The sequence below is a fragment of the Asticcacaulis sp. AND118 genome, from assembly GCF_020535245.1.
In the GTDB taxonomy this organism is placed as follows: domain Bacteria; phylum Pseudomonadota; class Alphaproteobacteria; order Caulobacterales; family Caulobacteraceae; genus Asticcacaulis.
The window spans coordinates 540,422-564,287 of the sequence record NZ_CP084910.1 but is presented as its reverse complement, the minus strand read 5'-3'; the positions used below and the strand labels follow the sequence as shown (position 1 = coordinate 564,287).

At 64.2% G+C, this 23,866-nt stretch carries 18 protein-coding genes and 1 tRNA gene; 7 read left to right on the top strand and 12 right to left on the bottom strand.

The window, feature by feature from the left end; all coding sequences use genetic code 11:
- Positions 1-2: 2 nt before the first annotated feature.
- The 7 genes from LH365_RS02670 to LH365_RS02640 form a co-directional block, all read right to left on the bottom strand.
- On the bottom strand, positions 3-665 hold the full coding sequence (locus tag LH365_RS02670; protein WP_226744667.1) for a flagellar assembly protein FliH: 663 nt from the start codon (positions 663-665) through the stop codon (positions 3-5).
- A 252-nt stretch (positions 666-917) separates the two neighbouring features.
- Positions 918-1,937, bottom strand: a complete 1,020-nt coding sequence (gene fliG / locus LH365_RS02665) for a flagellar motor switch protein FliG (protein ID WP_226744666.1) — start codon at positions 1,935-1,937, stop codon at positions 918-920.
- Positions 1,938-1,948: 11 nt separating this feature from the next.
- Complete coding sequence (fliF, locus tag LH365_RS02660; RefSeq protein WP_226744665.1) at positions 1,949-3,625, bottom strand: flagellar basal-body MS-ring/collar protein FliF; 1,677 nt, start codon at positions 3,623-3,625, stop codon at positions 1,949-1,951.
- 336 nt (positions 3,626-3,961) lie between these two features.
- Positions 3,962-4,243 (bottom strand): DUF1153 domain-containing protein, encoded by a 282-nt coding sequence (locus LH365_RS02655; protein ID WP_226744664.1) that lies wholly within the window; start codon positions 4,241-4,243, stop codon positions 3,962-3,964.
- A 170-nt stretch (positions 4,244-4,413) separates the two neighbouring features.
- Positions 4,414-5,832, bottom strand: coding sequence for a flagellar hook protein FlgE (locus LH365_RS02650; RefSeq protein WP_226744663.1), 1,419 nt, complete (start codon positions 5,830-5,832; stop codon positions 4,414-4,416).
- A 57-nt stretch (positions 5,833-5,889) separates the two neighbouring features.
- Positions 5,890-6,567 (bottom strand): flagellar hook assembly protein FlgD, encoded by a 678-nt coding sequence (locus LH365_RS02645; RefSeq protein ID WP_226744662.1) that lies wholly within the window; start codon positions 6,565-6,567, stop codon positions 5,890-5,892.
- Between the two features lie 9 nt (positions 6,568-6,576).
- Positions 6,577-7,797: a flagellar hook-length control protein FliK gene (locus tag LH365_RS02640; RefSeq protein WP_226744661.1), complete on the bottom strand. Its 1,221-nt coding sequence runs from the start codon at positions 7,795-7,797 to the stop codon at positions 6,577-6,579.
- 436 nt (positions 7,798-8,233) lie between these two features.
- Between LH365_RS02640 and flgK the strand changes: the two genes are divergently transcribed.
- The 3 genes from flgK to mnmA all read left to right on the top strand — a co-directional run bounded on the left by flgK (position 8,234) and on the right by mnmA (position 13,120).
- Entirely contained in the window at positions 8,234-10,351 is a 2,118-nt protein-coding gene (flgK, locus tag LH365_RS02635) for a flagellar hook-associated protein FlgK (protein WP_226744660.1), read from the top strand.
- A 12-nt stretch (positions 10,352-10,363) separates the two neighbouring features.
- Positions 10,364-11,281, top strand: a complete 918-nt coding sequence (locus tag LH365_RS02630; protein ID WP_226744659.1) for a flagellin — start codon at positions 10,364-10,366, stop codon at positions 11,279-11,281.
- A 603-nt stretch (positions 11,282-11,884) separates the two neighbouring features.
- Entirely contained in the window at positions 11,885-13,120 is a 1,236-nt protein-coding gene (gene mnmA / locus LH365_RS02625) for a tRNA 2-thiouridine(34) synthase MnmA (RefSeq protein WP_226744658.1), read from the top strand.
- A gap of 12 nt (positions 13,121-13,132) precedes the next feature.
- Here the strand turns inward: mnmA and LH365_RS02620 are convergent.
- Together LH365_RS02620 and LH365_RS02615 are read right to left on the bottom strand one after the other, a co-directional pair.
- Positions 13,133-13,209: transfer RNA gene (locus LH365_RS02620), tRNA-Met, on the bottom strand.
- Between the two features lie 88 nt (positions 13,210-13,297).
- Positions 13,298-14,326 carry a glycosyltransferase gene (locus LH365_RS02615; protein WP_226744657.1) on the bottom strand — a complete coding sequence of 343 codons (1,029 nt, stop codon included), beginning with the start codon at positions 14,324-14,326 and terminating at the stop codon, positions 13,298-13,300.
- Between the two features lie 192 nt (positions 14,327-14,518).
- Between LH365_RS02615 and LH365_RS02610 the strand changes: the two genes are divergently transcribed.
- The 4 genes from LH365_RS02610 (at position 14,519) to LH365_RS02595 (ending at position 17,882) form a co-directional block, all read left to right on the top strand.
- Positions 14,519-15,010 (top strand): Lrp/AsnC family transcriptional regulator, encoded by a 492-nt coding sequence (locus tag LH365_RS02610; RefSeq protein WP_107877430.1) that lies wholly within the window; start codon positions 14,519-14,521, stop codon positions 15,008-15,010.
- A 120-nt stretch (positions 15,011-15,130) separates the two neighbouring features.
- A complete protein-coding gene (locus LH365_RS02605; RefSeq protein ID WP_226744656.1) occupies positions 15,131-16,393 on the top strand; it encodes a hypothetical protein in 1,263 nt (420 codons plus the stop codon).
- A gap of 306 nt (positions 16,394-16,699) precedes the next feature.
- Entirely contained in the window at positions 16,700-17,191 is a 492-nt protein-coding gene (locus LH365_RS02600) for a hypothetical protein (RefSeq protein WP_226744655.1), read from the top strand.
- A gap of 187 nt (positions 17,192-17,378) precedes the next feature.
- Complete coding sequence (locus LH365_RS02595) at positions 17,379-17,882, top strand: helix-turn-helix domain-containing protein (protein ID WP_226744654.1); 504 nt, start codon at positions 17,379-17,381, stop codon at positions 17,880-17,882.
- Between the two features lie 8 nt (positions 17,883-17,890).
- On the opposite strand, the gene LH365_RS02590 is transcribed toward LH365_RS02595, so the two are convergent.
- The 3 genes from LH365_RS02590 to LH365_RS02580 form a co-directional block, all read right to left on the bottom strand.
- Positions 17,891-19,741, bottom strand: coding sequence for a histidine kinase famiy protein (locus tag LH365_RS02590; RefSeq protein WP_226744653.1), 1,851 nt, complete (start codon positions 19,739-19,741; stop codon positions 17,891-17,893).
- Between the two features lie 312 nt (positions 19,742-20,053).
- Complete coding sequence (locus LH365_RS02585; RefSeq protein ID WP_226744652.1) at positions 20,054-21,796, bottom strand: hypothetical protein; 1,743 nt, start codon at positions 21,794-21,796, stop codon at positions 20,054-20,056.
- Positions 21,793-23,679 (bottom strand): DUF4175 domain-containing protein, encoded by a 1,887-nt coding sequence (locus tag LH365_RS02580; RefSeq protein WP_255606671.1) that lies wholly within the window; start codon positions 23,677-23,679, stop codon positions 21,793-21,795. The genes LH365_RS02585 and LH365_RS02580 overlap by 4 nt, the downstream gene beginning before the upstream one ends.
- Positions 23,680-23,866: the final 187 nt, after the last annotated feature.

Sequence of the window (23,866 nt, the reverse complement as noted above, 5' to 3'; positions counted from 1 at the left end):
GACTATGCCTCTCTAGCTAACGGCGCGTGGGCCGGCTTTTGACTGTGGGCCATCTCGGCCATCAAAACTTCTTTCAGCGCGGTGCGCAGCGCTTCGTGAATGCGCTCCGGATCGTAGGCGGCGCGGCCTTCGGGCCACTGGATCTCGAATGCCCCGACGTGGCGGCCCGGCGCTTCCCGGAACTGAATCGCGCCCTGAAACCCGGTCAGGCCGGCGGCTTCGCGTACCGACTTCTGCAAATTGGCGTCGGGCGATGAGGCGGTGATGACCAGACGCGGCGCGCCGGAAATCTCCTCGCCCAGCGCCTCCAGCGCGGCCTTGACCGGCGCGTCGGGGAACAGCTCCAGCGCCTGAGCGGCGATCTTCTGCGCGCAGATCAGGGCCAGTTCGACGCATTCGTCCTTGTGTTGCATCAGCACGGCATTGAGCGCTTCGAGGCCCTGCCCGGCGGCTTCGGCCAGAGCCTGAACGGCCTGAGCCTGTGCCATCTGGGCGCGCGCCATGGCCGACAGTTCGCCCTGGGTGTGGGCCTGCTGACGGATGGCTTCGACCTCTTCGGGCGTGAAAAACTTCTTTTCCTTGGGCGTCGAAGCGACCACGCGCCCGCCGTCGCCATAGACGGTGCCGAAATCGAATTTCTTATATTTGGGCTGTTCGTGGGTCATGCGGGAATCTCCCCTTCTCCCTTGAGGGAGAGGGTGGCACGAAGACGATAGGCTTCGTGACGGGTGAGGGGGAGAGGGTTGAAGCTTTGGGCTCCCCCCTCACCCCGGCCCTCTCCCTCAAGGGAGAGGGGGAAGGAATTGATCTTAATAAATAAGCTCATCATCGACATTTTCCCGCTCACGGCCAAGGGCCTCCGCGAGGGCGGCGAAACATCGCCGGGGCACGCCTGCGCCCTGTCGGCGCCGCTGATCTTAATAAATAAGCTCATCATCGCCTCCCTGACCGGCCAGCATGATCTCGCCCTTGGCGGCGAGGTCCTTGGCGACCTGCACCATGGCCATCTGCGCGGAATCGACGTCCTTGAGGCGCACCGGCCCCATCGAGTTCATATCGTCGCGCATGATCTTGGCCGCGCGCTCGGACATGTTGGAGAAGAATAGGTTGCGCAAGCTGTCCGACGCCCCCTTGAGCGCCAGGCCCAACTGATCCTTTTCCACCGCGCGCAGAAGCGTCTGCACGCCGCCCGGATCGAGCTTCGACAGGTCTTCGAAGACGAACATCAGCGCCCGGATGCGCTCGGCGGATTCGCGGTTGCGTTCTTCCAGCGCGGCGACGAAGCGGCTCTCGGTCTGACGGTCGAAATTGTTGAAGATTTCGGCCATCAGTTCGTGACTGTCGCGCTTCGACGTGCGCGCCAGGTTCGACATGAACTCGACGCGCAGGGTCTGCTCGATCTTGTCGAGGATTTCACGCTGCACCGGCTCCATTCTCAACATGCGCTGCACGCATTCCAGCGCGAAGTCTTCGGGCAGGGCCGACAGGACGCGCGCGGCGTGGTCGGACTTGATCTTCGACAGGACGACGGCGACGGTCTGCGGGTATTCGTTCTTCAGGTAGTTGGCCAGCACCGCCTCGTTGACATTGCCGAGCTTGTCCCACATGGTCCGCCCCGCCGGGCCGCGGATTTCTTCCATCAGGGCGTCGACCTTGTCGGTCGGCAGGAAGGATTGCAGCAGGCGCTGGGTCTGTTCGAACGACCCCATGATGGTGCCGGAGTTCGACAGGCCGGAGACGAATTCGACCAGCAGTTCCTCGACCACGCCGGACGAGACCGAGCCGAGCGACGACATGGCCTGCGAGATTTCCTTGATCTCTTCCTCGTCGAGCTGACGCCACAACTCGGTGTGGTCCTCGCCGAGGGCCAGCATGACGACTGCGGCCTTTTCCACGCCGCTCAGTCGTTTGGGATCGTCGATGATATTCTTCGCCATACGATTACGCCTTAACTGTCATGCAGCCACGACCGCAGAATCGAAATCGATTCATCGGGGTGGCGTTCCACGAATTCCGATACGCGCTTGACCGAAGACGCCTTCACCTGGCCTTCGATCTTGGCGATGTCGATGCGGCTGTCGACCGGCGCGACCGCCAGTCCGGTGCCGCCCTGATAATCGAGCGCGCCCATGGCGCCTGCGGGAACCGGCATGCCGTCGGGCCCCGCGATCATGCCCCCGCTGGCACCCGCCAGAGCCGGCATACCGCTCGCACCGCCGGACGCGCCGTTATTGACGAATTTCAGCAGCGGGCGGGCGACGAAGAACAGCACCAGCAGCGCCACCACCAGCAGGATCAGCCACTGCACCGCCGACACGATATCGTCCTTGGTGAAGTCGAACATGCCCGCCGTCGCCGCCGTGCCGCCCAGACCCGCCGCGTCGCGCGCGAAACGGATATTGGTCACCTTCAGCTCGTCCTTGCGGCCGTTGGGGTCGGTCGCCGTCACATCCGTGTAGCCGATGGCGGCGCGGACCAGTTCCTCGATCTGCTGCATGTCCTCGGCCGAACGCGGCGCATAGGCCGGGGGGGCCTTGCCGTCGGCGGAGGGCGTCCAGGTGCCGTCGACCACCACCGCCACGGCCAGCTTCTTGATGGCGCCGGGCGCGACCACTTCGGTCGTCTTGGTGTTGGAGTTCTGATAGTTGATCAGTTCGTCCGTCGTCTCGGAATTGGAGCCCGTCGCGCCCGCGCCGGCATCGGGGGCAGCGCCAGGGATGTTCTGCTGCGCGGTGACCGTGCCGTCGGCGGTGCCTTCGTTCGAATTGTCGGTCGAAGAACTGGTCTTGGTCGAGACCACGACCTGACCGTCCGGATCGTACTGGATCTGCTCGCGCGTCAGCGAGTTGAGGTCCAGATCCGCCGTCACCGTGACGCGCGCCGCGCCCGGCCCGACCACGCCTTCGACGATTTCCTTGACGCGCTTGCGTAAGGATTCCTCGATCTCGCTCTTGCGCTCGGCCCCGCCCGCGCCCAGAAGCGCATCGTCTTCACCGCCCGCGGCCAGCAGGCGGTTCTTGTCGTCGACCAGCGTCACGGCATTGGCCTTCAGGTTCGGCACGGCACCGGCCACCAGATTGCGGATGGCGCGCACCTGATCCCCGCTCAGCTCGCTGTTGCTCAGACCGACCACGACCGAGGCGGTCGGGGCGGCGGCCTCTTCCTGAAACAGCTCGCGCTTGGGCATGACAAGATGAACCCGCGCCGAATTGATGCCCTTCAGCGAGGCGATGGTGCGCGCCAGTTCGCCTTCCAAGGCGCGCTGGTTGTTGAGGTTCTGCACGAATTCGGTCTGGCCCAGCGCCGGAGCCTTGTCGAACAGCTCGTAACCGACCGAGCCGGCGGTCGGCAGGCCGCGCGAGGCCAGCATCAGGCGCGTTTCGCCGACCGTGTCGCGATCGACCATCAGGGTCGAGCCGTCGCCCTTGGCCTGATACTTGATGTTGGCCTGATCCAGAGCGGCGGTGATTTCCGACGCTTCCTTGAGGTCGAGGTTGGAATAGAGCAGCGCCTGCGGCTTGCCCGTCATGTTCAGCGCAACGGCGGCCAGCACAGCGGCCAGACCGATCGATACGCCAATGATGACCGCCAGACGACTCAGACCAAACTGCTTGAGGAAATTCACGACCGACCCTGTCACCAGATACGACTGAAGACCCGTTTTCGGGTCACTAGGCAGTAATTTCCCAGTGAAGCGTAAACGAGCCGTTAAGGGATCGGGTTAATGGGTAAATTCTTAATGGCGCTTCGCCCCGGCGAAGCGCTGGTGCGAGATGATTTAAAGTGGAAACATCATCTCGCTCTCAGTTTTTGAGTGGTCGCGCAATTTTTCCAAAAAGTGGTGCCCGCTTTATCGGATTGCGCTCTGGTAAAAAAAGCCAAATCCAGGCGAAGGGCCGCCCCTAGCCTGGATTTGGCCCTATTCAATCTACAGCGTTTCGGTCACGAAACGCTGTGAGGGCTACCGATACTGCTGGATGCGCGTGGTGCGCAGACCGGCCATACCGTGGCTGTCGATCGACTTCTGCCAGCCGAGGAATTCCTCGGACGTGATGCCATAGCGTTCGCAGGCATCCTCAAAGCTGAGGAGCCCCCCGCGCACGGCGGCGACCACTTCAGCCTTGCGGCGAATGACCCAGCGTTCCGTACCCGCAGGCGGAAGGTCATTCAGGGTTAACTTGGCACCCGTTGGTCCAATCACGTATTTTTCGCCTTTGCTATCGCGGCGTTGTTCTTGCAGCATGATTCTTCACGCCTTTCTTACCATCACCATGGATGGGAAGATAACGCATGGAATCTAATATCCGCTTAATTGCCTTAGTAAACAGATTACTAATAACGTTAATTCGGGATATTAACCTTCCATTCACCCTGCCTAACCGCGAGTTATTGTAAGTTAATCAAACCCTATACTTAGCGCTTGATATTCAGAAGCTCCTGCAACATCTCATCCGATGTTGTGATGGTGCGCGAATTGGCCGAGTAGGCGCGCTGGGTGACGATCAGGTTGGTGAACTCTTCCGAGAGGTCCACGTCCGAGGCTTCCAGCGTACCGACGCCCAGCAGACCCGCCCCGGACACGCCCGGCACCTTCAGCGTCAGGGGACCGGACTCGTTGGAGACAGTGTAGGCATTGCCCGACACCGGCGTCAGGCCGTCGGCATTGACGAAGGTGGCCAGCGCCAGTTGCGCGATGTCACGGGTTGAACCGTTCATGAACACGGCCGTGACCAGGCCGGACTTCGACACCTGCACCTTGTCCAATCCTGAGAAGGGCGTGCCGTCGGCGTCGACGCGGCTGGTGCTGGCCGAGGTGAGCTGGGTCAGGCCGCCCTGATCGCCGTTGAAATCGACCGCGACGGTTTGCGGCGCGACGCCGATCGAAGTCCGCCAGTTGAAGCTGAGGTTGAGTTGCGTCGCCCCGGTGCTGGCGCCCGTCGGGTCCTGCACGTCGCTGAGCTTGCCGTCGGTGCCGTAGACGAGGCGGCCGCGCGAGACGATGCCGTGGGTCGAGGCTTCGGTGGCGGGGGTGACGGTCGGATCGACCACGTCGGGCGACCAGACTTCGTAGGCCCAGGTATTGGCCCCGATCGGCGGGGTCGCCGTCGCGTCGGCTTCCAGCTTGATCAGCGAGACGGTCAGCTTGCGTTCGCCGCCCTGACTGTCCGAGACGGGGATAGTGATGTCGTAATCCGGACGGGTCGAGGTCGTCGTATCCGGCGCGGAGGCGTCGTAGGCGGCCATGGGCAGGGTCGTCGGGCTGGCGGCATAGTCGTCCGCACGGTCCGACACCGTCTGATTGGAATTGAGGTTGCCGACGATCTGGGCATAGGAGGTCGGCTCGATCTGCGCGGCAATGTTTTCGACATTGATGGTGCGCAACTGGCTGAGGTCGGCCGCCGACAGGGTCGGGCCGCCGCCGGCGACGATGGGCCAGCCCTGAAGGTACAGGTTCGAGGCGTTGCGCAGATAACCGTCTTCGTCGGCATAGAAGGAGCCGTCGCGGGTGAACAGGCGCGCGTCCTCGGCCCCCGGTTCGGCGGTCTGGGTGGTGACGAAGAAGCCCTGCCCGTCGATGCCGAGGTCCAGTTCGCTCGACGCCTTTTGCAGCGTACCGAGCGTTGAGATCATGTGGCGCGTCGTCGAGGTGACGCCGCCGGCATTATAGCCGGTGGGCGTGGACGAGGCCGTCACGATCGCCTGAAAGTCGGTGCGCACGCGCTTATAGGCGGTGGTGTTGACGTTGGCGATATTGTTGGAGATGGCCGACAAGGCGGTGGAATTGGCGGCAAGACCGGACACGCCGGCCTGCATGGCTGCACTCAGACCCATGATTCAGGCTCCATGAAACGCGAAACTAATGTGAGGAAGGATTGATCAGGCAAGGATTCAGGCATTGGCGGTTTCCCGGACGCCGGTGACGTAGGACATGGGAATCAGCGAATAGCCCATGCGCAGGATGATCTCGCCGTCGATCAGCTCGGTGCCGTCGACGCGCTGCTGAACCGAAACGGCGTTGGCGATCGTGGCGCCATTGGCCGAGGTGGCGGTGACCTTGAGGGTATAGTTGCCCTCCTTCACCGTGTTGCCGGACGAATCCTTGCCGTCCCAGGTGAAGCTGTTGTCGCCCTTGGTCAGTTGGTCGGACGTGCCTTTCCAGACGGTCTTGCCGTCGGAATCGAGCACCTCGACATCGACCTTGGACGCGGTGCCGGCCAGTTCGTAATGCCAGGTCAGGTCCTTGTCCTTGAAGGTCTGGGTGTCGATGTCGGCGATGGCCGTCTTGCCGATCATATTGACCGAACCGGCCATGTTGCCGGCGCTCAGACCGACAAGCGCCTGAAGGTATTCGTTAGACTTCAACTGCTGCTCGACGCTGGAATACTGCACGAGCTGATTGGTCCATTCCGCCGAATCCATCGGCGACAGCGGGTCCTGATTTTTGATCTGGGCGGTCAGCAGGCCCAGAAACGTTTCGTAGGTGCTGGCCAGACCGCTGGTGGTCGATGAGGACGACGTATTGGTCGTGGACGTCGTGCTGGTCGTGCTCTGGGTGGACGTAACCATGACGGCTCCTTACACAAGAACGCTGAGCGACAGGGTCCGCGTCTGGCCGTAGCCGCCGGCGGACATCTGGGCATAGAGGGTGGGATCGGCGGACGCCGCGGCCATCAACTGGGCGTCGATGAGGGTGTGGGCGTCGGTGGCCGCAACGGCTTCGGGCTCGGTGACGGGCGCTCCGAAATCGCCCGGCTCGGCTTCGGCGAACTGACGGCCGCGCCCTTGATCGGATGAGGCGAAGTTCAGGGAGGCGTCGTCCATCTGGAAGCCGGCCTGTTCGAGCTGACGGCGCAGATCGTCCTGACGGCCCTTGAATTCACTTTCGGCCACGGGGCTGTCGAAGCGCAGATGCGCCGTCAGCTTGCCGTCATGGCCGATCTCCAGCTTCACATCGACCTTGCCCATGTCGGTCGGACGCAGTTCCATGTCGAAGCTGGTCGACTTGCTGCCCAGCCGCCGCGATATCTGGGCGCTGAGGGCGGCGATGTTTTCCGCCGTGTGCGGCGACAGGGAATAGGTGTGAACCGTCTCCTGCGCCGTGGGCGGGGTCGGCGTGAAGCGCAGACCGCTGTCGTTTGGCGGCGCGACCTGCGCCTGCATCTGAGCCAGCGATTGGGACGTCGCCTGAGTGGCCGTCAGGTTTGCAGCCTGAGTAGTGTTTTGCGATGTCGCGCTCGCGTCGTCCACCGTCTTCATCGCGCCCGACAGGCTTTGCAGCGCGTCTTCGATCGAGGTCTGCCGCGTCTCCGCGCGCCCCTCCGCCTTCGCTTCGGCCGTCTCCCGGACATCGCCGGTGAAGGTGTCGAGCGCTTCGGCAAAGGGGTCTTGCGCCGACGCCTCTTCGCCCTCGCCGTTCAGTTCCGCGCGCAGAGCGGCCGACAGTTCCGGAGCGATGGCGGCGGGATTGGCCGCCTCTGATACGGTTGCGGGCGAGGCCTGCCCCTGCGCCAGAGCCTGAGCCTCGACGGCCTGCGTTTCCGCCGAAGCGGGCGGCGTGACCGGTTGTGGCGTCTGCTGACCCAGCAGAACGGCCAGAAGCTCCGCGCTCAGTTCGCCGGATGCCTTCGCCGTCGCGTCCTCTTGCCTATCGCCGTCCGTCCCCACCGTCTCGTCGAGCGCGGCCCTGTCGTCCTTCTGCACCGACGCCAGCGCCTGACCGAAACGGCCAGCCGTCTCCGCCGCGTCGACGGCCGAAACGGGCGTCGCGGCTTCGGTCGCACCTTGGGCGGGCGTCATGAAAGGTACAGGCAGCAGGTCTGCGGGCACGGTGCGGGCAATCTTGGCTGTGGCCCGTCGCGCTTCGGCAGGACGGATGCGTTTCAGACGAACGCCTTTTGCGTCCGGAAATCGTCGCTAGCTGATCGCAAGGGCCGTGCCAAACTATATATATTTGATTTTATTGGGCTTATAATTAATGCCCGGCGTATTTTGCCGGGAAGAAACGCACCGGTGCCGGAACAAACTTGCCGGGGACCGCCCCTTTTGCAACCGCCACCCGCACTTGGCATCAGAATTGAAACCCTCTCTTCAGTTCATTCGTCACGCCGCGCGCGGAAAATATCAAGCCAATGAAAAATATGAATAAATTTTTCAAACCCTCGCATCCGGATCGGCAAATCTTGCCGCCGGTCGGGCAAGGCTTGCCTGAATCGCACGGGCGGAGGGCCTGATCATGTCGCTCAACTCCATCCTCAATATCGGCGCGTCCGGCCTGATGACGGCGCAAAGCCAGCTCAAGGTCGTTTCGGACAACATCTCGAACGTCAGCACGCCGGGCTATATCCGCAAGATCGGCACCCAGCAGGCCGCCGTGCTGGGCGGTCAGGGCGCGGGCGTCATGTCCGGTCAGGTGCGCCTCGCCGCCGACAAGTACCTGCAGCAGGCCGCCTTGCGCGCCACGTCGTCGGCGTCGCAGGCCGAGGTGTTCCACGACCTGTTCGATCAGATTCAGGCGCAGTTCGGCGACCTGACCGACGCCAACGGCCTGTTCAACCTCGGCGACAAGGCCCTGTCGGCCGCCGCTTCGGCGTCGGAAAGCCCCACATCGAGCGCCGCGCGCCAGGAAGTGCTGTCGGCGCTGGAAAGCTTCTTCGACGAAGGCAAACGTATTTCCGGCGAGATCCAGAGCGCCCGCGCCAATGCCGACGGCCGCATCGCCACCACCGTCAAGTCGATCAACGACCTGATCAAGAATATTTCCGACCTCAACCCGACCATCTCTCAGGCCAGCATCAGCGGCAACGACGCCACCGGCGCGCAGATCAAGCAGGCCGGCTATATTGACGAACTGTCGAAGCTGATCGATGTCGAGATCACCACCAACACCAATGGCGGCGTGACGGTGCGCACCTCGTCAGGCATGGTGCTGGCCGGCGACCAGCAGGCGACCCTCAGCTATCAGCCGACCAATCCGGTCACGGCCTCCTCGACCTTCAACTCGATCATCGTCACCGGCCCCAACGGCGAAAAGCGCGACTTTTCCGACCACATCAAGACGGGCGAATTGCGCGGTCTTCTGGACCTGCGCGACAAGGACTCCGCCGCCGTCAGCGCCCAGTTGTCCGAATATATGTCGGTCTATGCCGATCAGCTCAACGCCGCGCACAATGCGTCTTCCTCGGTTCCGGCCCCCTCCTCCCTGACTGGCAAGGCGATGAACCAGACGCTGGCCGAAGCGCTGAACGGCTTTACCGGCAAGACCAGCCTGGTCGCGTTCAATGCCGACGGCTCGATCGCGCGCGAAGTCGAACTGGACTTTTCCACCATGCAGATGTCGATCGACGGCGGCGCGCCCACCGCTTTCACCGCCGCCACCTTCGAAAGTAGCGTCGACACGGCCCTCACCGGTTACGGTTCGATCGACTTCACCAATGGCAAGCTGAGCCTGCAGGGTACGGGCAGCTACGGCGTGGCCATCGCCGACGACGCCACCTCGCCCTCGGCCAAGAACGGCAAAGGGTTCTCGCACTTCTTCGGCATGAACGACCTGATACGTTCCGACACGCCGATCGACTACGCCACCGGGCTGACGGCGACCTCGGCGCACGGCTTCAACAGCGGCACGGTCAAGTTCGATATCCTGAACGGCTCAGGCTCGCGCATACAGACGACGGAGATCGCCTTCCCCGCCGGCGGCACCATGACCGACCTGGTCAACACGCTGAACGACTCCTCGACGGGACTGGGCCGCTTCGGCACCTTCTCGCTGAGCACGACGGGCGAACTGACCTTCAAGGGCTTCGGCAACCCGGCCAACAGCCTCGGCATCGCCGACGACAGCACAGCCCGCCTCGGTGCCGGCGCGTCGTTCAGCGAAATGTTCGGCATAGGCGGCGCGGCGGCGGAACGCACCGGCAATCTGACGATCGACCCGACCGTCCTCAACAATCTGGACCGCCTGTCTCTCGCCACGGTGAATCTAAACGCCGCGGCGGGCGCCCCGGCGCTGGTGGCCGGCGACGGCAGCGGCGGTCAGCGTCTGGCGGCCATCGCCACCAGGAACGTCACCTTCAAATCGGCGGGCTATAATAACGGCGGCGTCTCGACCCTGTCGCGCTACGGCTCCGATCTGGCCGGTCAGGTCGGCACCATCGCCTCGACGGCCAAATCGCGCATGGACGGCGCGGCGGCCCTGTCGAGCGAGGCGTCATCGCGCCGCAGCGCCGCCGAAGGCGTCAATCTCGACGAGGAACTGATCAACCTCACCACCTATCAGCAGGCCTATTCGGCATCCTCGCGCCTCATCCAGGCCGCGAACGAGATGTACGACGTCCTGCTCAACATGTTCTGAGGCTAGAAAAAGATGCGTATCTCAACCGGTCAGATGTGGGGCAACGCCCTCTCGAACCTCATGCAGGCCCAGATCCGCAAGGACGAGGCCAATAATCAGGTCTCGACGCGCAAGGTCGCCACCGATTTCGGCGGCTACGGCCGCGGCGCGGAAGTCATCGCCGCCTATCAGTCGTCGCTGGAACGCGTCAACGGCTACACCCAGGTGGCGCAGAGCGTCTCCGACCGCCTCGATAGCCAGAACGTCGCCCTCGAACGCGCCGGCGAAGGTCTGGCGACCGGCAAGGACGGCCTGATGGACGCCATAGCCAGCCAGACGCTCGACGGCCTGACCACCGTGCTGCAATCCAGCTACATGGCCTTTGCCGACGGCCTGAACTACAAGCATCAGGGCACCTATCTGTTCGGCGGCGGCAACGAGACCGACTCGCCGCTGGCGGCCAACAACCTGACGGACCTGGCCACCACGCCGGCCGCCGACACCTTCAACAACGGCACGGTGAAGAAGGCGTCGAAGATCGACGGCACCACCACCCTGCAGACCGGTATGCTGGCCAGCGATATCGGGGCCGAAGGCGTGGCCGTCTTCCGCGACATCAAGGCCTTTATCGACGCCAACGCGCCCATGCAGGGCCAGATGACCGAGGCCCAGCAGACCGAGCTTCAGGCCCTCGCCAACCGCCTCGGCACGGCCTACACCAAGATGGTCGACCAGACCTCGCTGAACGGCACGCTGCAGACCCGCGTCGAGAACACGCTGAACTCGCTGGAAGGTCAGGGCAACAGCCTGACCAACCTCATCAACACCAAGACCGAGGTCAATATGGCCGAAGCCTACACCAAGCTGGAGCAGGCGGATCTGACCGTTCAGGCGGCGGCGCAGGTGGTGGCCAATCTCAAGTCGGTGTCGCTGCTCGACCTGCTGCGTTAAACATTATCCTCATACCGCTCACCGCTTTGTGAATTTATCCACAAGGCGCGCGGGTGTATTGTAACGACGTGGTTAAACCACAGGAAAGACCCCGCGTGGGGCCATCGGAATGCAGCGCCGCTCACGTCGGCGGAATGAACGTTTTGAGATGAAAACCCGGGATGCCCTCCCGCCGGATCGTCGCCCCAAAACGTCCGTACCGTCACCTGAACAGCCCATTCGGGATGAAAGCAAAAAGGCCCCGTCTGCGGACGGGGCCTTCTGTTTTGGGACGCATTTCTTATACCTCCCCAGTTCACTGGGGAGGGGGACCGCACGAGCCTGCTGAAAGCAGGTGATCGGACCGCCGATGCGGATGTGGTGGTGGGGGTTCTTTCTTAAACCGAGCGTGCTGAACTATGCCTACGGCGCCTTGCGCATACCGAACGCTCCCCCGGACCGTCCGCCTGCTCACCCCACCACCATTCGCTTCGCAAATGGTCCCATCGCTGGCGAAAGCTATACTTTCGCTGGCGCTATACCCCGACAAGTCGGGGAGGTATAAAATAAATACTTCCGCACGCCCCCTACTCTTTTGTCGCCAAAAGCCTTATCTAGCGCCCCATGAACGCCCCTGTTAGTCCCTCTGCCGCCGCCTGCCCCGTACCCGTTTTCGACGCCGCCGACCTTGGCGAGGCGATCGAAAGCGTGCGCAAGAGCGTCGGCCTGCCGCAAGGCGCACGCGTGGTCGCCGCCATGTCGGGCGGAGTGGACTCTTCGGTCGCCGCCGCCCTTCTGCACGCGGCGGGTTATGAGGTCATCGGCGTCACGCTTCAGCTCTACGATCACGGTCAGGCGTTGAAAAAGACCGGGGCCTGCTGCGCCGGTCAGGACATTCACGACGCGCGCATCGCCGCCGAAAAGATCGGCATCGCCCACTACGTCCTCGACTACGAGAGCCGCTTCAAGGACTCGGTGATCGAGGAATTCGCCGACTCCTATCTGCGCGGCGAAACCCCTGTGCCGTGCATCCGCTGCAACCAGACGGTCAAGTTCCGCGACCTGCTCGACGTCGCCCGTGATCTGGGGGCCGAGGCTATGGCCACCGGTCACTATGTCGAGCGCGCCGTAGTTTCCAAATCTTCCGGGGCAAACCGCGCCGAGCTGCGCCGCGCCGTCGACCGCAACCGTGATCAGTCCTACTTCCTGTTCGCCACCACCCGCGATCAGCTCGACTTCCTGCGCTTTCCGCTGGCCGACATCCCCAAGCCGCAGGTGCGCGACATCGCGCGCCAGATGGGGCTGAACGTCGCCGCCAAGCCGGACTCGCAGGACATCTGTTTCGTGCCGGAAGGCAAGTACACCACCCTGATCGACCGCCTGCGCCCGCAAGGCCGCGAGGCCGGCGACATCGTGCATCTGGACGGGCGCGTGCTGGGCCGGCATGAGGGCATCACCGGCTACACCATCGGTCAGCGCCGCGGCCTCAATATCGCCGTGGGCGAGCCCCTGTTCGTCATCAAGCTCGACGCCGAGGCGCGCCGCGTCATCGTCGGCCCGCGTGAAGCCCTGAACACCGCCGCCCTGGTGATGAAGGAAACCAACTGGCTGGGCGATCATGAGACGCTCGAAGCCGCCGCCGAAGCGGGCCTGCCGGTGCTGGCGCGCGTCCGCTCGACCCGCCCGCCGGTCCCGGCCCGCCTGAGCCTCCATGACGGTCAGGTCGAGGTCGTGTTCGACACGTCGGAAGAAGGCGTCGCGCCCGGTCAGGCCTGCGTGCTGTACGACCCGGCGGACGAAGACCGCGTTCTGGGCGGCGGCTTTATCGAACGCACCCGCGCCGTCGACTACAAAGCATAATGAGAGAGAAGGTGGTGGTTGGAGGCGGGATCGAACCGCCGACCTGTGGGTTATGAATCCACCGCTCTAACCATCTGAGCTACCCAACCAGCCGCATCTTCGCCGGCGGACGGAGGTCCACGTCTTGCGAAGGCGCCCGCTATATCCAAATTGATGCGGGGGTTCAAGTCCGCTTTTTCAGTTTTCGGGCTGAAACCGGTTGATAAGGCTTTTGAGCCGCGCATGACCCGCGATCAGGCCGTAGGTTTCCAGCGCATGGGCCTGCGCATGACAGGCGCGGTCGAGCACGGGCAGCCAGTCCTTCGCCACCGCTTCAATCGCGTCGGCCAGCGCCTGCGGGTCTTCGGGCGGGACCATGCCGGCCAACTCGCCATCGCGCAGGATATGGCGCGGGCCGTCGATGCGCGTGGAGACGATCGGCGCGCCGGCGGCCATGGCTTCGGCCACCACCAGCCCGAACGGCTCGACGCGCGACGACAGGACGAACAGGTCGAGCGAGGCCAGAAACCCGTCCGGCGGCTCGATCCACCCCAATAACGCCACGCGGTCCTCAAGCCTGAGGTCGGCGATCAGTGTGTTCAGCGCCTCTTTTTCCGGCCCGTCCCCGGCGATGACCAGCGACACGTCCGTGCCCCGGTCGCGCAAGACAGACGCCGCGCGGATCAGCACGTCGAACCCCTTGTTGACGTGCAGCCGCCCCAGCGAGCCGATGCGCGGCGCATCGAGCGGGAAGGTCTTGACCGGGTGCATGACCAGCGGCGTGAAATTCTCCAGCAGGTGCGTTTCCAGGCGCGGATAGCGCGCGCGGATGGCTTCATGCACGGCGGGTGAGACAGCGATGGCGGCGCGGACTCTGGTCAAGGTCGGCTTGAAGCGGAAATTGTGCACCACCCCGAGCGTTTTCGCGCCTGAACCCGCGAAGGGATGCCCGGCCAGAGCGATGGCGCGGTTGCCATGGGCGAGGATCAGATCGGCTTTGAAGCGTTTGGCCAGCCCTTTCAGCGTCAGCGCCGCCAGAGGGTCGCCGGTAAAACCGCTGTTGAGCGGGGCGAACTGCGCCGGCCTGACTGTCTCGGCCAGCAGCCCCTTGGCGTGGCCGACGCTCAGCACCTCGAAGCCTTCGGCCGTCAGCGCCTCATGATAGCGTCGCGCCATGCCTTCCAGCCCGCCGCGTCCCCTGGCCAGCATCAGATTGAGAATACGCATCGGGCCTCCCGTCCTGATCTACCGGTTTACCCTCAGCCACCCGCAGCGAAAAGCCCCGAAAAACGCCTTGGGCGTCAAAGGGAGGATTTTCTCAGCGCCTTAACGATCAGCCGACGGATTAAGGGTGGATTTTTTTACAGGATGCGCTCTTATAGAAATGACTTTCCACAAAAAGGCAGGCAGGGGGCAAAGGTGTCCGCAGATATCGACGAATTGGACGCGCGTATTCTGACCCTCGTGCAGGAGGACGCCAACCTGTCGGTGGCCGAGATCGCCGAAAAGGTCAATCTCTCCCCCTCGCCGTGCTGGCGGCGGCTGAAACGACTCGAAGACATCGGCGTCATCCGCAAACGTGTGACCCTGCTGGAGCCCGACCAACTGGGCCTCGGCTTCGAGGTCTATGCGGCGGTCAAGCTGTCCCTGCCTTCGCGCGAGAATCTGGAAGCCTTCGAGGCGCGGCTGGCCGAATGGCCGGAGATCGTCTCCTGCGCCACGGTGACGGGCCGCGAAGACTATATGCTGCGCATCGTCACCCGCGACATGCACGCCTATGACGACTTCATGCGCGACAAACTGCTGGCCTCGGACCTCGTTTCGGCGATCGAGAGCCGCATCGTCATCCGCTCGGTGAAAACGACCACAGCCCTGCCGTTGAAGCTTGTCGTGCCGGGGGCGGATGGCTAAGCCGTCGACCCGCTGAGGCCGAATGCGGTAAAACCCGAAATCCAGAGCGAAATTTCGATTCAATCTGAGAGAAATTCGCTCTAGGTTCTGCGCGGGGCGCAGATAGAGAGACAAGACCGGATGAAGACTTCCCTGATCACGCTGGCGCTGCTGGCGGCGGTAGTGGCTACCCCTGTGGCGGCGCAGAAGGTCGATCCGGCCTCGGACCTCGGCCGCTTCCACGCCCTGCGCGCCGAGGGCATGGCGGCGTTGCAGAAGAACGACCGTCAGACGGCGCTGGACCGGTTGACGCAGGCCGGCGAGATCATCCCGGATTCGCCCTCCGTCCTGCTGTTGCGGGCGCAGGCGGCGCTGGAACTGAAGCGCAGGCCGGTCGCGCGCGCCGCGCTGATCGACTACCTCACGCGCGGCCTGGTCCTCGATCTGGGGCGCTATCCGGAATTCAATACCCTCTGGGACGCCGATCTGGAGTCGCTGCAGGCGGAGAATACCCGCCGCATCGGCAGCCTGAGCGTTTTGCATCGCGTCGAAGGCCTGAACCTGATCGAGGGCGTCGCTGCCATGGACGACGGCACGCTGTTGGGGACCAGCCTGCGTAACGGCGCGGTCGGCCCGGTCAGCGCCGCCGGCATCGACCAACGCCTGTCCCTGCGCGCCGGGGTGGCGGCCAATGCCATCGCACTGAAAGACGGCGCGCTGTGGGCCTCGACCGCCGCCTCGCGTCAGACCGTGGGCTATGCGCCGGACGCCAAAGTCGTTTCGAAGATCATCAAGGTCGATCCGGCCACTGGCAAGATACGGGCGCAATTCGAGGACAAGCGGCCCGATCGCCGCCTGTCGGACCTGCACGCGGGTAAGGAAGACCTCTACGTCTCCGACGGCAATACAGGCGAAGTTTTACGCCTCACCGGCTATCAGGGCCCGTTACAGGTGCTTATCCCCGAAGGCTATCTCGGCTCGCCGCAGGGGCTGAGCGAAAACGCCGACGCCACCGTGCTGATCGTCGCCGACTATGCCTCGGGGCTCTATCGCATCGACCTGACCACCGGCACGCTGGCGCGGCTGAAGGCCCCGGCGGATACGGTGTTGCTCGGCCTCGACGGACTTTATCGATACGGCAACGACCTGATCGCGGTGCAGAACGGCTTCAAGCCCAACCGCATCCTGCGCCTGAAAATGAATGCCGACTGGAGTGCGGTGGAAACCACCGAGGTCCTGCTGCGCGGTCAGCCCGAACTGGAGGAGCCGACCGGCGGTCAGGTGATCGGTGACCGCTTCGTCTTCGTGGCGCGCAGCCAGTGGTCGGAATTCGACGACAAGGGCAATATCAAACGCGACACCCCCGCCCCCGTGGTGATCGGCGAGATCAAACTGAAACCGTAAACAGCGCTTCTAATCGAAGCCCTGTTTACGATTCTGTTTGACGCGCATTTGTATCCGAAAAGTGCGTTCCACTTTTCGGAATGCGCTTGAACCGGTCCCGGTTCGGAACAACCAGCGTTAACCGCGTTATTCAAAATCTCCGAAAATCCCAATCCTCTCAATCGCGTGATTGGTTAACGAAAGCGCTTTACCGCCGTTAACCTTTGTGGCAGTGGTTGGCACTGATCCTGCTTATAGACAGGAAGAAGCGGCGCATCCTGTGCTCATACGGGATAACAGGGCCGCAGGGATAAGGGAGACGAACGGATGCGGGCGCTGATTTCGGCGGTTGTGGGTATTATGTTAGCGGCTTCGGGCCTCGTCCCGGCGTCTGCGGCCGATCTGCGCGCCGATGTGTCCAAGGCTCCCTTCACCGGTCTGTCGGCCTCGCTCAAGGGCGATTTCGACGGCGACGGCCGTCTGGACGACGTGGTGTTCAGCGCCGAGGACGGCGACCGTCAGGCCGTCTACATGCGTCTGGGCGGCGGTGAAGAGGTCAAGGTCATCAGCCTCGATGCCCGTCTGGCCGCGCAGGTGCAGCGCGCCCCGGCCGCCACCTATCAGGTCGATTGCGGCAGCTTCGCCGATCACTGCGGCGGCGACATCCGGACGCAGACCGACGGCCTGATCCTGTCGCTGGACGAAGGCGTCACGGTGCTGGTGCACTGGAACGGCGAAGCCTTCGATCAGGACTTCGTGCGCAGCGACGAAGTACGCCTGAGCCGTGCGGTGGCCACCCTGTTTGCCTTTAATCCGTAAGGTAAAGCAACGCTGTGGTGAATACTTACCCAGACGCTTGAGATATTCCTGTTTTTTGGAATTAAAGGCAGTCTACGGCCTTATTAGCTTTAAATTTTAGGTTTTCATCAACCCCCTGTCCTTAAGCCTTGGGCATGGGGTGTTGCGACGCAATTGCGGCGTCGCGCAGATGAAAAGAAACGAATTTATGGGACGTTCGGCTGACTATTCCAGCGAAAGGTGCGCCATTGCCGCGGCGGTGGACATCGTAGGTGAACCCTGGACCCTTCTCATCGTGAGAAATGCCTTTCTGGGGTACAAACGCTTCGAGCAATGGCAGAAAAGTCTGGGTGTGGCGCGCAATGTTCTGGCCGCGCGCCTGAAGCGTCTGGTGGCGCTGGGTCTGATGGAGGCCGTCCCCTATTCCGAACGCCCGTTGCGCCACGAATACGTCCTGACGGACAAGGGCCGCAGCCTGAAGGGCGTGCTGGTCGCGCTGTACGGCTGGGGCCGGGAACACATCTATGACGATGAGGACGGCCCCTTTTTCGAACTGGTCCACGACGACTGCACCGACCGTTTTATCACCACGCTCAAGTGCGAAGCCTGCGGCGAAATGATCGACGACAACAGCGTGCTTAAGGCGCGCGAGGACGGCAAGGGCATGACGCTGGCCGAGCTTTACGAACGCAAGGGCATTGCGGTCGAATAAGCCGCCGTTCAGGAGCGATGGTCCCCTTTGCGGTTCAGCACGCCGCGCACCCGCGCCGACAGTTCATCAGGCATGTAGGGTTTGTAGATGGTCTCGAATTCGCGCGCATTGGTGTGCCCGTGCACGTCGTCGGCAAAGCCTGTGGTCACGAGGATCGGCAGGTCGGAGTGCATCTGCCGCGCGGCCTTGGCCAGGGCAACGCCGTTCATCTTGCCCGACATGACGATATCGGTGAACAGCAGGTCCACCCGGTCCGTTCCGTTCAGATAGTCGATGGCGTCCGCCGCGTTTTCGCGCGCCACCACCGTATAGCCGTCGGCCTCCAGTATGGCGCAGGCCAGTTCGCGCACCTCGCGATTGTCCTCGACCAGCAGCACGATCTCGCCCTTGCCGCGAATCGGTGAGGCCCCCTCGGTGGCCGGGGCCCGCTCATCCGGCGCGGAGACCGCCGGGAAACACAGGTGGACGGTCGTGCCCTCGCCCGGCGCGCTGTCGACCGAAAAGCCGCCGTCCGATTGCTTGACGAAGCCGTAGACCTGAGCCAGCCCCAGCCCCGTGCCCTTGCCCACCTCCTTGGTGGTGAAAAAGGGCTCGGTGATGCGGCTCAGCACTTCGGGCGGCATGCCTTCGCCCGTATCGCTGACCGACAGGGCGACGCGCTCGCCTTCCGGCGTCGAGCGGTGCGAGGTGCGGATGGTGACGCGGCCGCCGTCAGGCATGGCGTCGCGCGCATTGGCCAGAATATTGATCAGCGCCATCTCAAGCTGCACCGTATCGATACGCGCATTGGTGAGGTCCGGCGCCAGATCCAGCTCGATCTCGACAAAGGCACCCAGTGTCCGCGACAACAGGTCCTTGAGGTCCGAGACGACGCGGTTGAGATTGACGATGCGCGCTTCCAGCGGCTGCTTGCGCGAAAAGGCCAGAAGCTGCTGCGTCAGGATGCGCGCCTTCTGAGCCGCCTGCATCACCGCCTCGTGGTGGCGGTTGAGCTTGTCCGGCTGTTCGGTGACGGTGCGCGCCATCTGAAGGTTGCCGATGATCACCTGCAGCAGGTTGTTGAAGTCGTGGGCGATGCCGCCGGTCAATTGCCCGATGGCCTCCATCTTCTGCGCCCGGCGCAGCGCCATCTCGGCTTCGCGGCGGCGCGTGACGTCGAGTTGCGAGCCGAAGAAATAGAGCAGCTTGCCGTCGCGGTCGAAGATCGGGCTGACGAACAAGGCGTTCCAGAAGGCCGTGCCGTCCTTGCGGAAGTTCTGGATTTCGACGGCAATATCCGTGCGTTCGCGAATGGCGCGGCGGATGTTGGCGACAACTTCCGGGTCGGTTCCCTCGCCCTGCAGGAAACGGCAATTTCGTCCGAGCACCTCTTCCATGCTGTAGCCGGTGGTGTTGAGAAAGGCCTGATTGGCAAAGACGACGGGGTTGTCGGGCCGGTTCGGATCGGTGACGATCATCGGCATACGCGTCATCTCGATCGCGGCGAAGAACAGGTCGTGCCGGTCGCTGGAGTCGATAACACCTCGGCGCGCAGACACCCGTTCGGGGGAGTCTGGCATGCCGCCATCGGTGTCGCGCTTATCTGCGCGTTCCTTCGCGCGCTCAGGCAGGCGCGACAGCCTTTCGTAAGTGAATGCCTGCGCGTTTTCGAGGCTTTGCAGCGCCACACCCGCGATACGCAGGGTCTGCGGATCGTCCTTATGCCTTGCCTGCATCAGTTGCAGACTACCCCTGGCTGCACCGAACATATTGTTCAGGTCGTGAAGGGTCTGGCGGTCTAAGCCACTGAGGTGAGGCTCCTGCGGGGTGTGGTCGTCCGACATGCATCCATCCGCCGGACCGAAGTCCGAACGTTTCATCTGTACTTTCTGCCTCCCTTTTTGAAGACGCAGAGATAAGGATGAAATACGACTCGCTACCCCGGATCAGACTCCCCCCGCCGCCCGTCGCGGGGTGTAGCGGCCCGTTGCCTCCGCACGGGCCCGCACATGGCCTTCCAGCGCGCGGATCATCTGCCCGGCGCTGAAGCCTTCGTTTAAGCCGAGCGTCGGCGCATCCAGCGCCAGCACGATGAGTTGAACATGTCGGCCTCCCTTACTCCAGGAGGCTGGGCCGGACGGTATAAAAATGACAGAGGCCCCGACGCGCGCCGGTTAAAAGCGCCGTAAAACTCAGCCTTTACGCCGCGCCCGCTCCAGCGTCCACAACGCCCCGCTGACCAGCAACCCGCCCAGAAACCACGGCCAGGCCGCCCCGCGACGGCCTTCTGCGGCACCGGTCACGGGCGTGGCGGCGTCCGAAACCTGCGCATAGGTGGCTTCGCGCGCCTCCAGCGCCCGCACCCCCGGCAGGGCATCGGCGGCCAGCACGGGAAAGGGGACGGCCTGCACCGTATCGCTTGAAGTCACACGCAGCAGGTGCCAGCCGGTCTGCGCGGGCCAGACGGCGGCGCAGCGCGCCTCGGCCGTCGCCGGATCGACGAGCGGACGCAACATCCCGCCGTGCGGATCGAGCACCTCGGCCTCGCCGTTCAGGCCGCACAGGCTGACGCGCTGATGGACGCGCGCCGGGGTGACGGTCGGCGCGGCGGTTTGCGGACGGCGCGCCAGCGTCGAAAAGATGCCGCTCCACAGGTCCTGATGGCGAACAGCTTCGCCGCTCAGCGTCAGGCCGAAACTGTCGGTCACGGCCCACAAACCGACGCGGCCGCGCCCTTCGGCGCGCCACAGGCCCAGCGGCTGGTGCGTGCCGTCGAGCGCCAGCGGCACGCCGTCGGCACTGTCCAGGCGCAGGCTCAGCCGCGTGACGGACGGCGGCTTGTCTTTGCTGTCAGGCGGCATGGGCAGGGCGGCGGCGACGGGTTCACCCGTGCCGCTGACGCGCAGGCCCAGCGCCGCCCATTGCCCGCGCGTGGCGTCCGACGGCGCGGCGGTCGGGCGCAGCAAAAGCCCCATGCCGCTGCGCACCGCCGACGCCACCGCGGCGCGTCCGCTATCGCCCAAACCCTCCCAGCCGCGCTCATCGATGACCAGCAGGTCGGTTTCTGACAGCGTCGCGGCGGTCACCGGTTGCGGCGGATCGCCCGCCGCTATGCCGCCGCCCAGCGCGAACTGCGCCTGCATGTCGATGCCGGCATCGGCGGCCCAGCGGCGCAGATATTTGATCTCCGGTCCCGGCGCACCAGCGATGACGCGCACCCGCGCCGCCCGTCCCTCATCGACCCAGATCGGGGCTTCGGCGGTTTCGACCACCGACTTTGCCGCATCGCGCACGCGCACCGAGAAACTCACCGGACCGGCGGCCCTGGCCGCACCGCTGAGCACCGCCGCACCGGCGGCGTCCAGCGTCTGCGTATCGACCACCACGCCCGCCGGATCGAGCAGTTCGACCGTAGCGCTCTTAACGCCGTTGACCGTCACCCCGACGCGGAACGCCCCGCCCGGCGCGACGCGCTTCGGCAGATCCAGCCGCACGATACCGCGCGGCAAGGGCGACGGCGCAAAGCGCAGCGCCCGGCCCTGCGCAGACGGCAGATCGCGCGCGGTCAGGCCTTCGCCCACCACGGTCAGGCGCGCCGCATCGGGATAGAGACGTAGCGCGGTGGCCAGGTCGGGCACACCTTCCGCTCCGGCGACAGACGCTTCGGGCAGGGCGACGACGCGATCACCGGCCTGCGCATCGACAGCCTTTGCGCCGCGCGTAGCGACGATCAACGTACCCGGCGCGGTGGCCAGCGGCGGCGGAAACAGGGTGAGATAAAGCAGCACCGCCGACAGCGGCGTCAGGGCCAGCAGCGCCGCCAGACGCGGCAGCGACCGCTCCGTTCCGGACTTTTGCCACCACAGAACCAACCGTAGCGTGGACGCGGCAACAGCCGCCACAAGCAGCAGGGCAACAATCAACGACAGACTCATGGTTGCCGCTCCAGCGCATCAAGGTAACGGTCTCCCGCCGCCGTGGGTGCCGGACGGTGCGCGACACCAGCGGGCGGACGGGTCAGCACGCCCCACAACCGCGCACGCAGGTCCTGACGGCATTTGGCGCAGTCCGGATCGGCGCGCACGGCTTCGACCGCTGCCAGCAGCGACAATGGATCGCGCACCCTACTCTCATTGGCGCGCAGCCAGCTATCGAGCGCCCCCAGCGGCAGTTCGCCCTTCGCCCCCGGACGCTCGGCCAGCGCGTTCCACAAAGCCACCACCGGCGCATCGGGCGACGGCGCCGCAGTGACGCCCAACGTGGCCGAGGCAATGCCTTCACGCTTGCCCGTCATGCGGCGGTTGTCGTCGATCGGCGGCAATTCCGGCCCGACGCGCGACAGGAAGATGCGCGTCGCCTGCTGCACCGCCTTGATATAGCCCAGCGCCTTATAGGCGTGCGGCAGGGCGGTCTGCGGGTTGCCCTGCCGCAGGTGCAGTTCCGACTGCCACATCTCGTCCAGCGCCTTTTTCAGCGTGGCCCGCGTTTCGGGATCGAGCAGGGTCGCCGCCTCGGTCTCATCGTGGGTATGGCCGTATTCGGCCAGCACATTGCCGCCGTCACCGAAAGCGGGCGACGCACTACCGTGATCATGCCCGTCATCGGCGCTGTGGCCCTCTCCCAAAGACCCTGCATGTCCCGCCGGGGCTTCAGGCTCGCCTTCGGCCTTCTCGCCGAGGAACTGCCCGTAGCGCATCCGCAGCAGGCGCTGATCGACGCCGATGGAGTCCGAGCGGCTGAGGAAGGTGTCGGGTTTCAAGCGCGGCTTTTCCTTCAGCAGGGCTTCGATATCGATGATGATCTGCCGCTGGCTGCGGAAATAGGCCGGCAGGGTCTGACGCGCCAGCCCCTCCAGCCCCGTGCTTTCGGCCCCCAGATCGGACGGCCAGCGCAGGATCAGGCTGGGCGAACGCACGGCCTGCGGCGACGGCGCGCGATTGTCGCGCACCGTCAGTTGCACGATCAGGTCGTCCCCCGTGGCGAAGCCCAGCGCCTTGAGATCGAGTCGCGTCGAAAAGCGTGTCTCCGTCGCGCCGCCATGGCCGCTCAGCGTCATCGTCCGCTCGCGGAAGGTGATGTTTTCGCCCTGCCCCTGCGCCTGAATCACGCGCAATTCAGCGGTGGGTGCGACGCCGTAATCGTCGCGGGCGGCAAAGACCAGCGGCCACTGGGTCTGACCCGGCGTGACGAGGGTCAGGGCACGGTCGGGCAGGACCGCCTCGACCTTCGGCGGCGCGTCCGGCGTGACCTCAAGCCGGTGCAGCGGCTGTTGCGGCAGGCCATCGGCGGCGATGCGATAGAGCCGCGACCGCTCGGCGCTCAGGGTGGCGGTCCATATATCTCCGTCGCGGCGCAGGGCCACGCTCTGACCGTCGTGGAAGACCAGCCGGACGTTTTCGGCATCGGGCGCAAAACGCAACCGCCAGATCAGTTTCGTATTCTGCGGCACTTTCAGATCGAGCGTCGTTTCGCGATGCGCCGCCTGACGCGTGTAGGCGGGCGGAGTAACGGCGACCTCTGCAGAAATCAGACGCACGGGACCGGCGGGGGCCGAAGCTTGCGACGACACTCTATGATCACGGCCTGCCGACTCCACGTAGATGAAGGCCGACAGGGCAGAAATAACGCACACAAGCCCAAGACTCATTAAAGGCCAGTTGAAATCCCAATCCGGGCGCAGCACGGGTGGATTTGTGGAAAGCCGGGCTTTCAGACGGTCGCGTTGAAGCGACTGAAGGCCATTGATGCCCCCATCCGGCGCAAACAACAGATCGGCACTGTCTTCCATCTCCGGTCTGAGATTGAGTTCGTGGATCACCCAGGCTCTATCGAAGCGACGTAAGCGCCAGCACGCGACAATCGCCGTGATTGCCAGAACGACCACAACGCCAAGCCAACCGGATACATGCAGCAAGCGCTCTGCGAAAAGGAGAGGCACCAAGACGAACGGCAGTCCGACAAGCCCGTCGTTTAACAGGCTGCGCAACCGGGCCGGGCCGGTGAAT

Bases quoted from the DNA above. Each gene is read 5' to 3' on its own strand.
- LH365_RS02640 (WP_226744661.1), bottom strand. From the start codon at position 7,797: ATGACGCCCGCCCAAGGTGCGACCGAAGCCGCGACGCCCGTTTCGGCC.
- LH365_RS02600 (WP_226744655.1), top strand. From the start codon at position 16,700: ATGCGGGCGCTGATTTCGGCGGTTGTGGGTATTATGTTAGCGGCTTCG.
- LH365_RS02650 (WP_226744663.1), bottom strand. From the start codon at position 5,832: ATGGGTCTGAGTGCAGCCATGCAGGCCGGCGTGTCCGGTCTTGCCGCC.
- LH365_RS02615 (WP_226744657.1), bottom strand. From the start codon at position 14,326: ATGCGTATTCTCAATCTGATGCTGGCCAGGGGACGCGGCGGGCTGGAA.
- flgK (WP_226744660.1), top strand. From the start codon at position 8,234: ATGTCGCTCAACTCCATCCTCAATATCGGCGCGTCCGGCCTGATGACG.
- fliG (WP_226744666.1), bottom strand. From the start codon at position 1,937: ATGGCGAAGAATATCATCGACGATCCCAAACGACTGAGCGGCGTGGAA.
- mnmA (WP_226744658.1), top strand. From the start codon at position 11,885: ATGAACGCCCCTGTTAGTCCCTCTGCCGCCGCCTGCCCCGTACCCGTT.
- LH365_RS02670 (WP_226744667.1), bottom strand. From the start codon at position 665: ATGACCCACGAACAGCCCAAATATAAGAAATTCGATTTCGGCACCGTC.
- LH365_RS02585 (WP_226744652.1), bottom strand. From the start codon at position 21,796: ATGAGTCTGTCGTTGATTGTTGCCCTGCTGCTTGTGGCGGCTGTTGCC.
- LH365_RS02595 (WP_226744654.1), top strand. From the start codon at position 17,379: ATGGGACGTTCGGCTGACTATTCCAGCGAAAGGTGCGCCATTGCCGCG.
- LH365_RS02655 (WP_226744664.1), bottom strand. From the start codon at position 4,243: ATGCTGCAAGAACAACGCCGCGATAGCAAAGGCGAAAAATACGTGATT.
- LH365_RS02645 (WP_226744662.1), bottom strand. From the start codon at position 6,567: ATGGTTACGTCCACCCAGAGCACGACCAGCACGACGTCCACGACCAAT.
- LH365_RS02605 (WP_226744656.1), top strand. From the start codon at position 15,131: ATGAAGACTTCCCTGATCACGCTGGCGCTGCTGGCGGCGGTAGTGGCT.
- LH365_RS02630 (WP_226744659.1), top strand. From the start codon at position 10,364: ATGCGTATCTCAACCGGTCAGATGTGGGGCAACGCCCTCTCGAACCTC.
- LH365_RS02590 (WP_226744653.1), bottom strand. From the start codon at position 19,741: ATGAAACGTTCGGACTTCGGTCCGGCGGATGGATGCATGTCGGACGAC.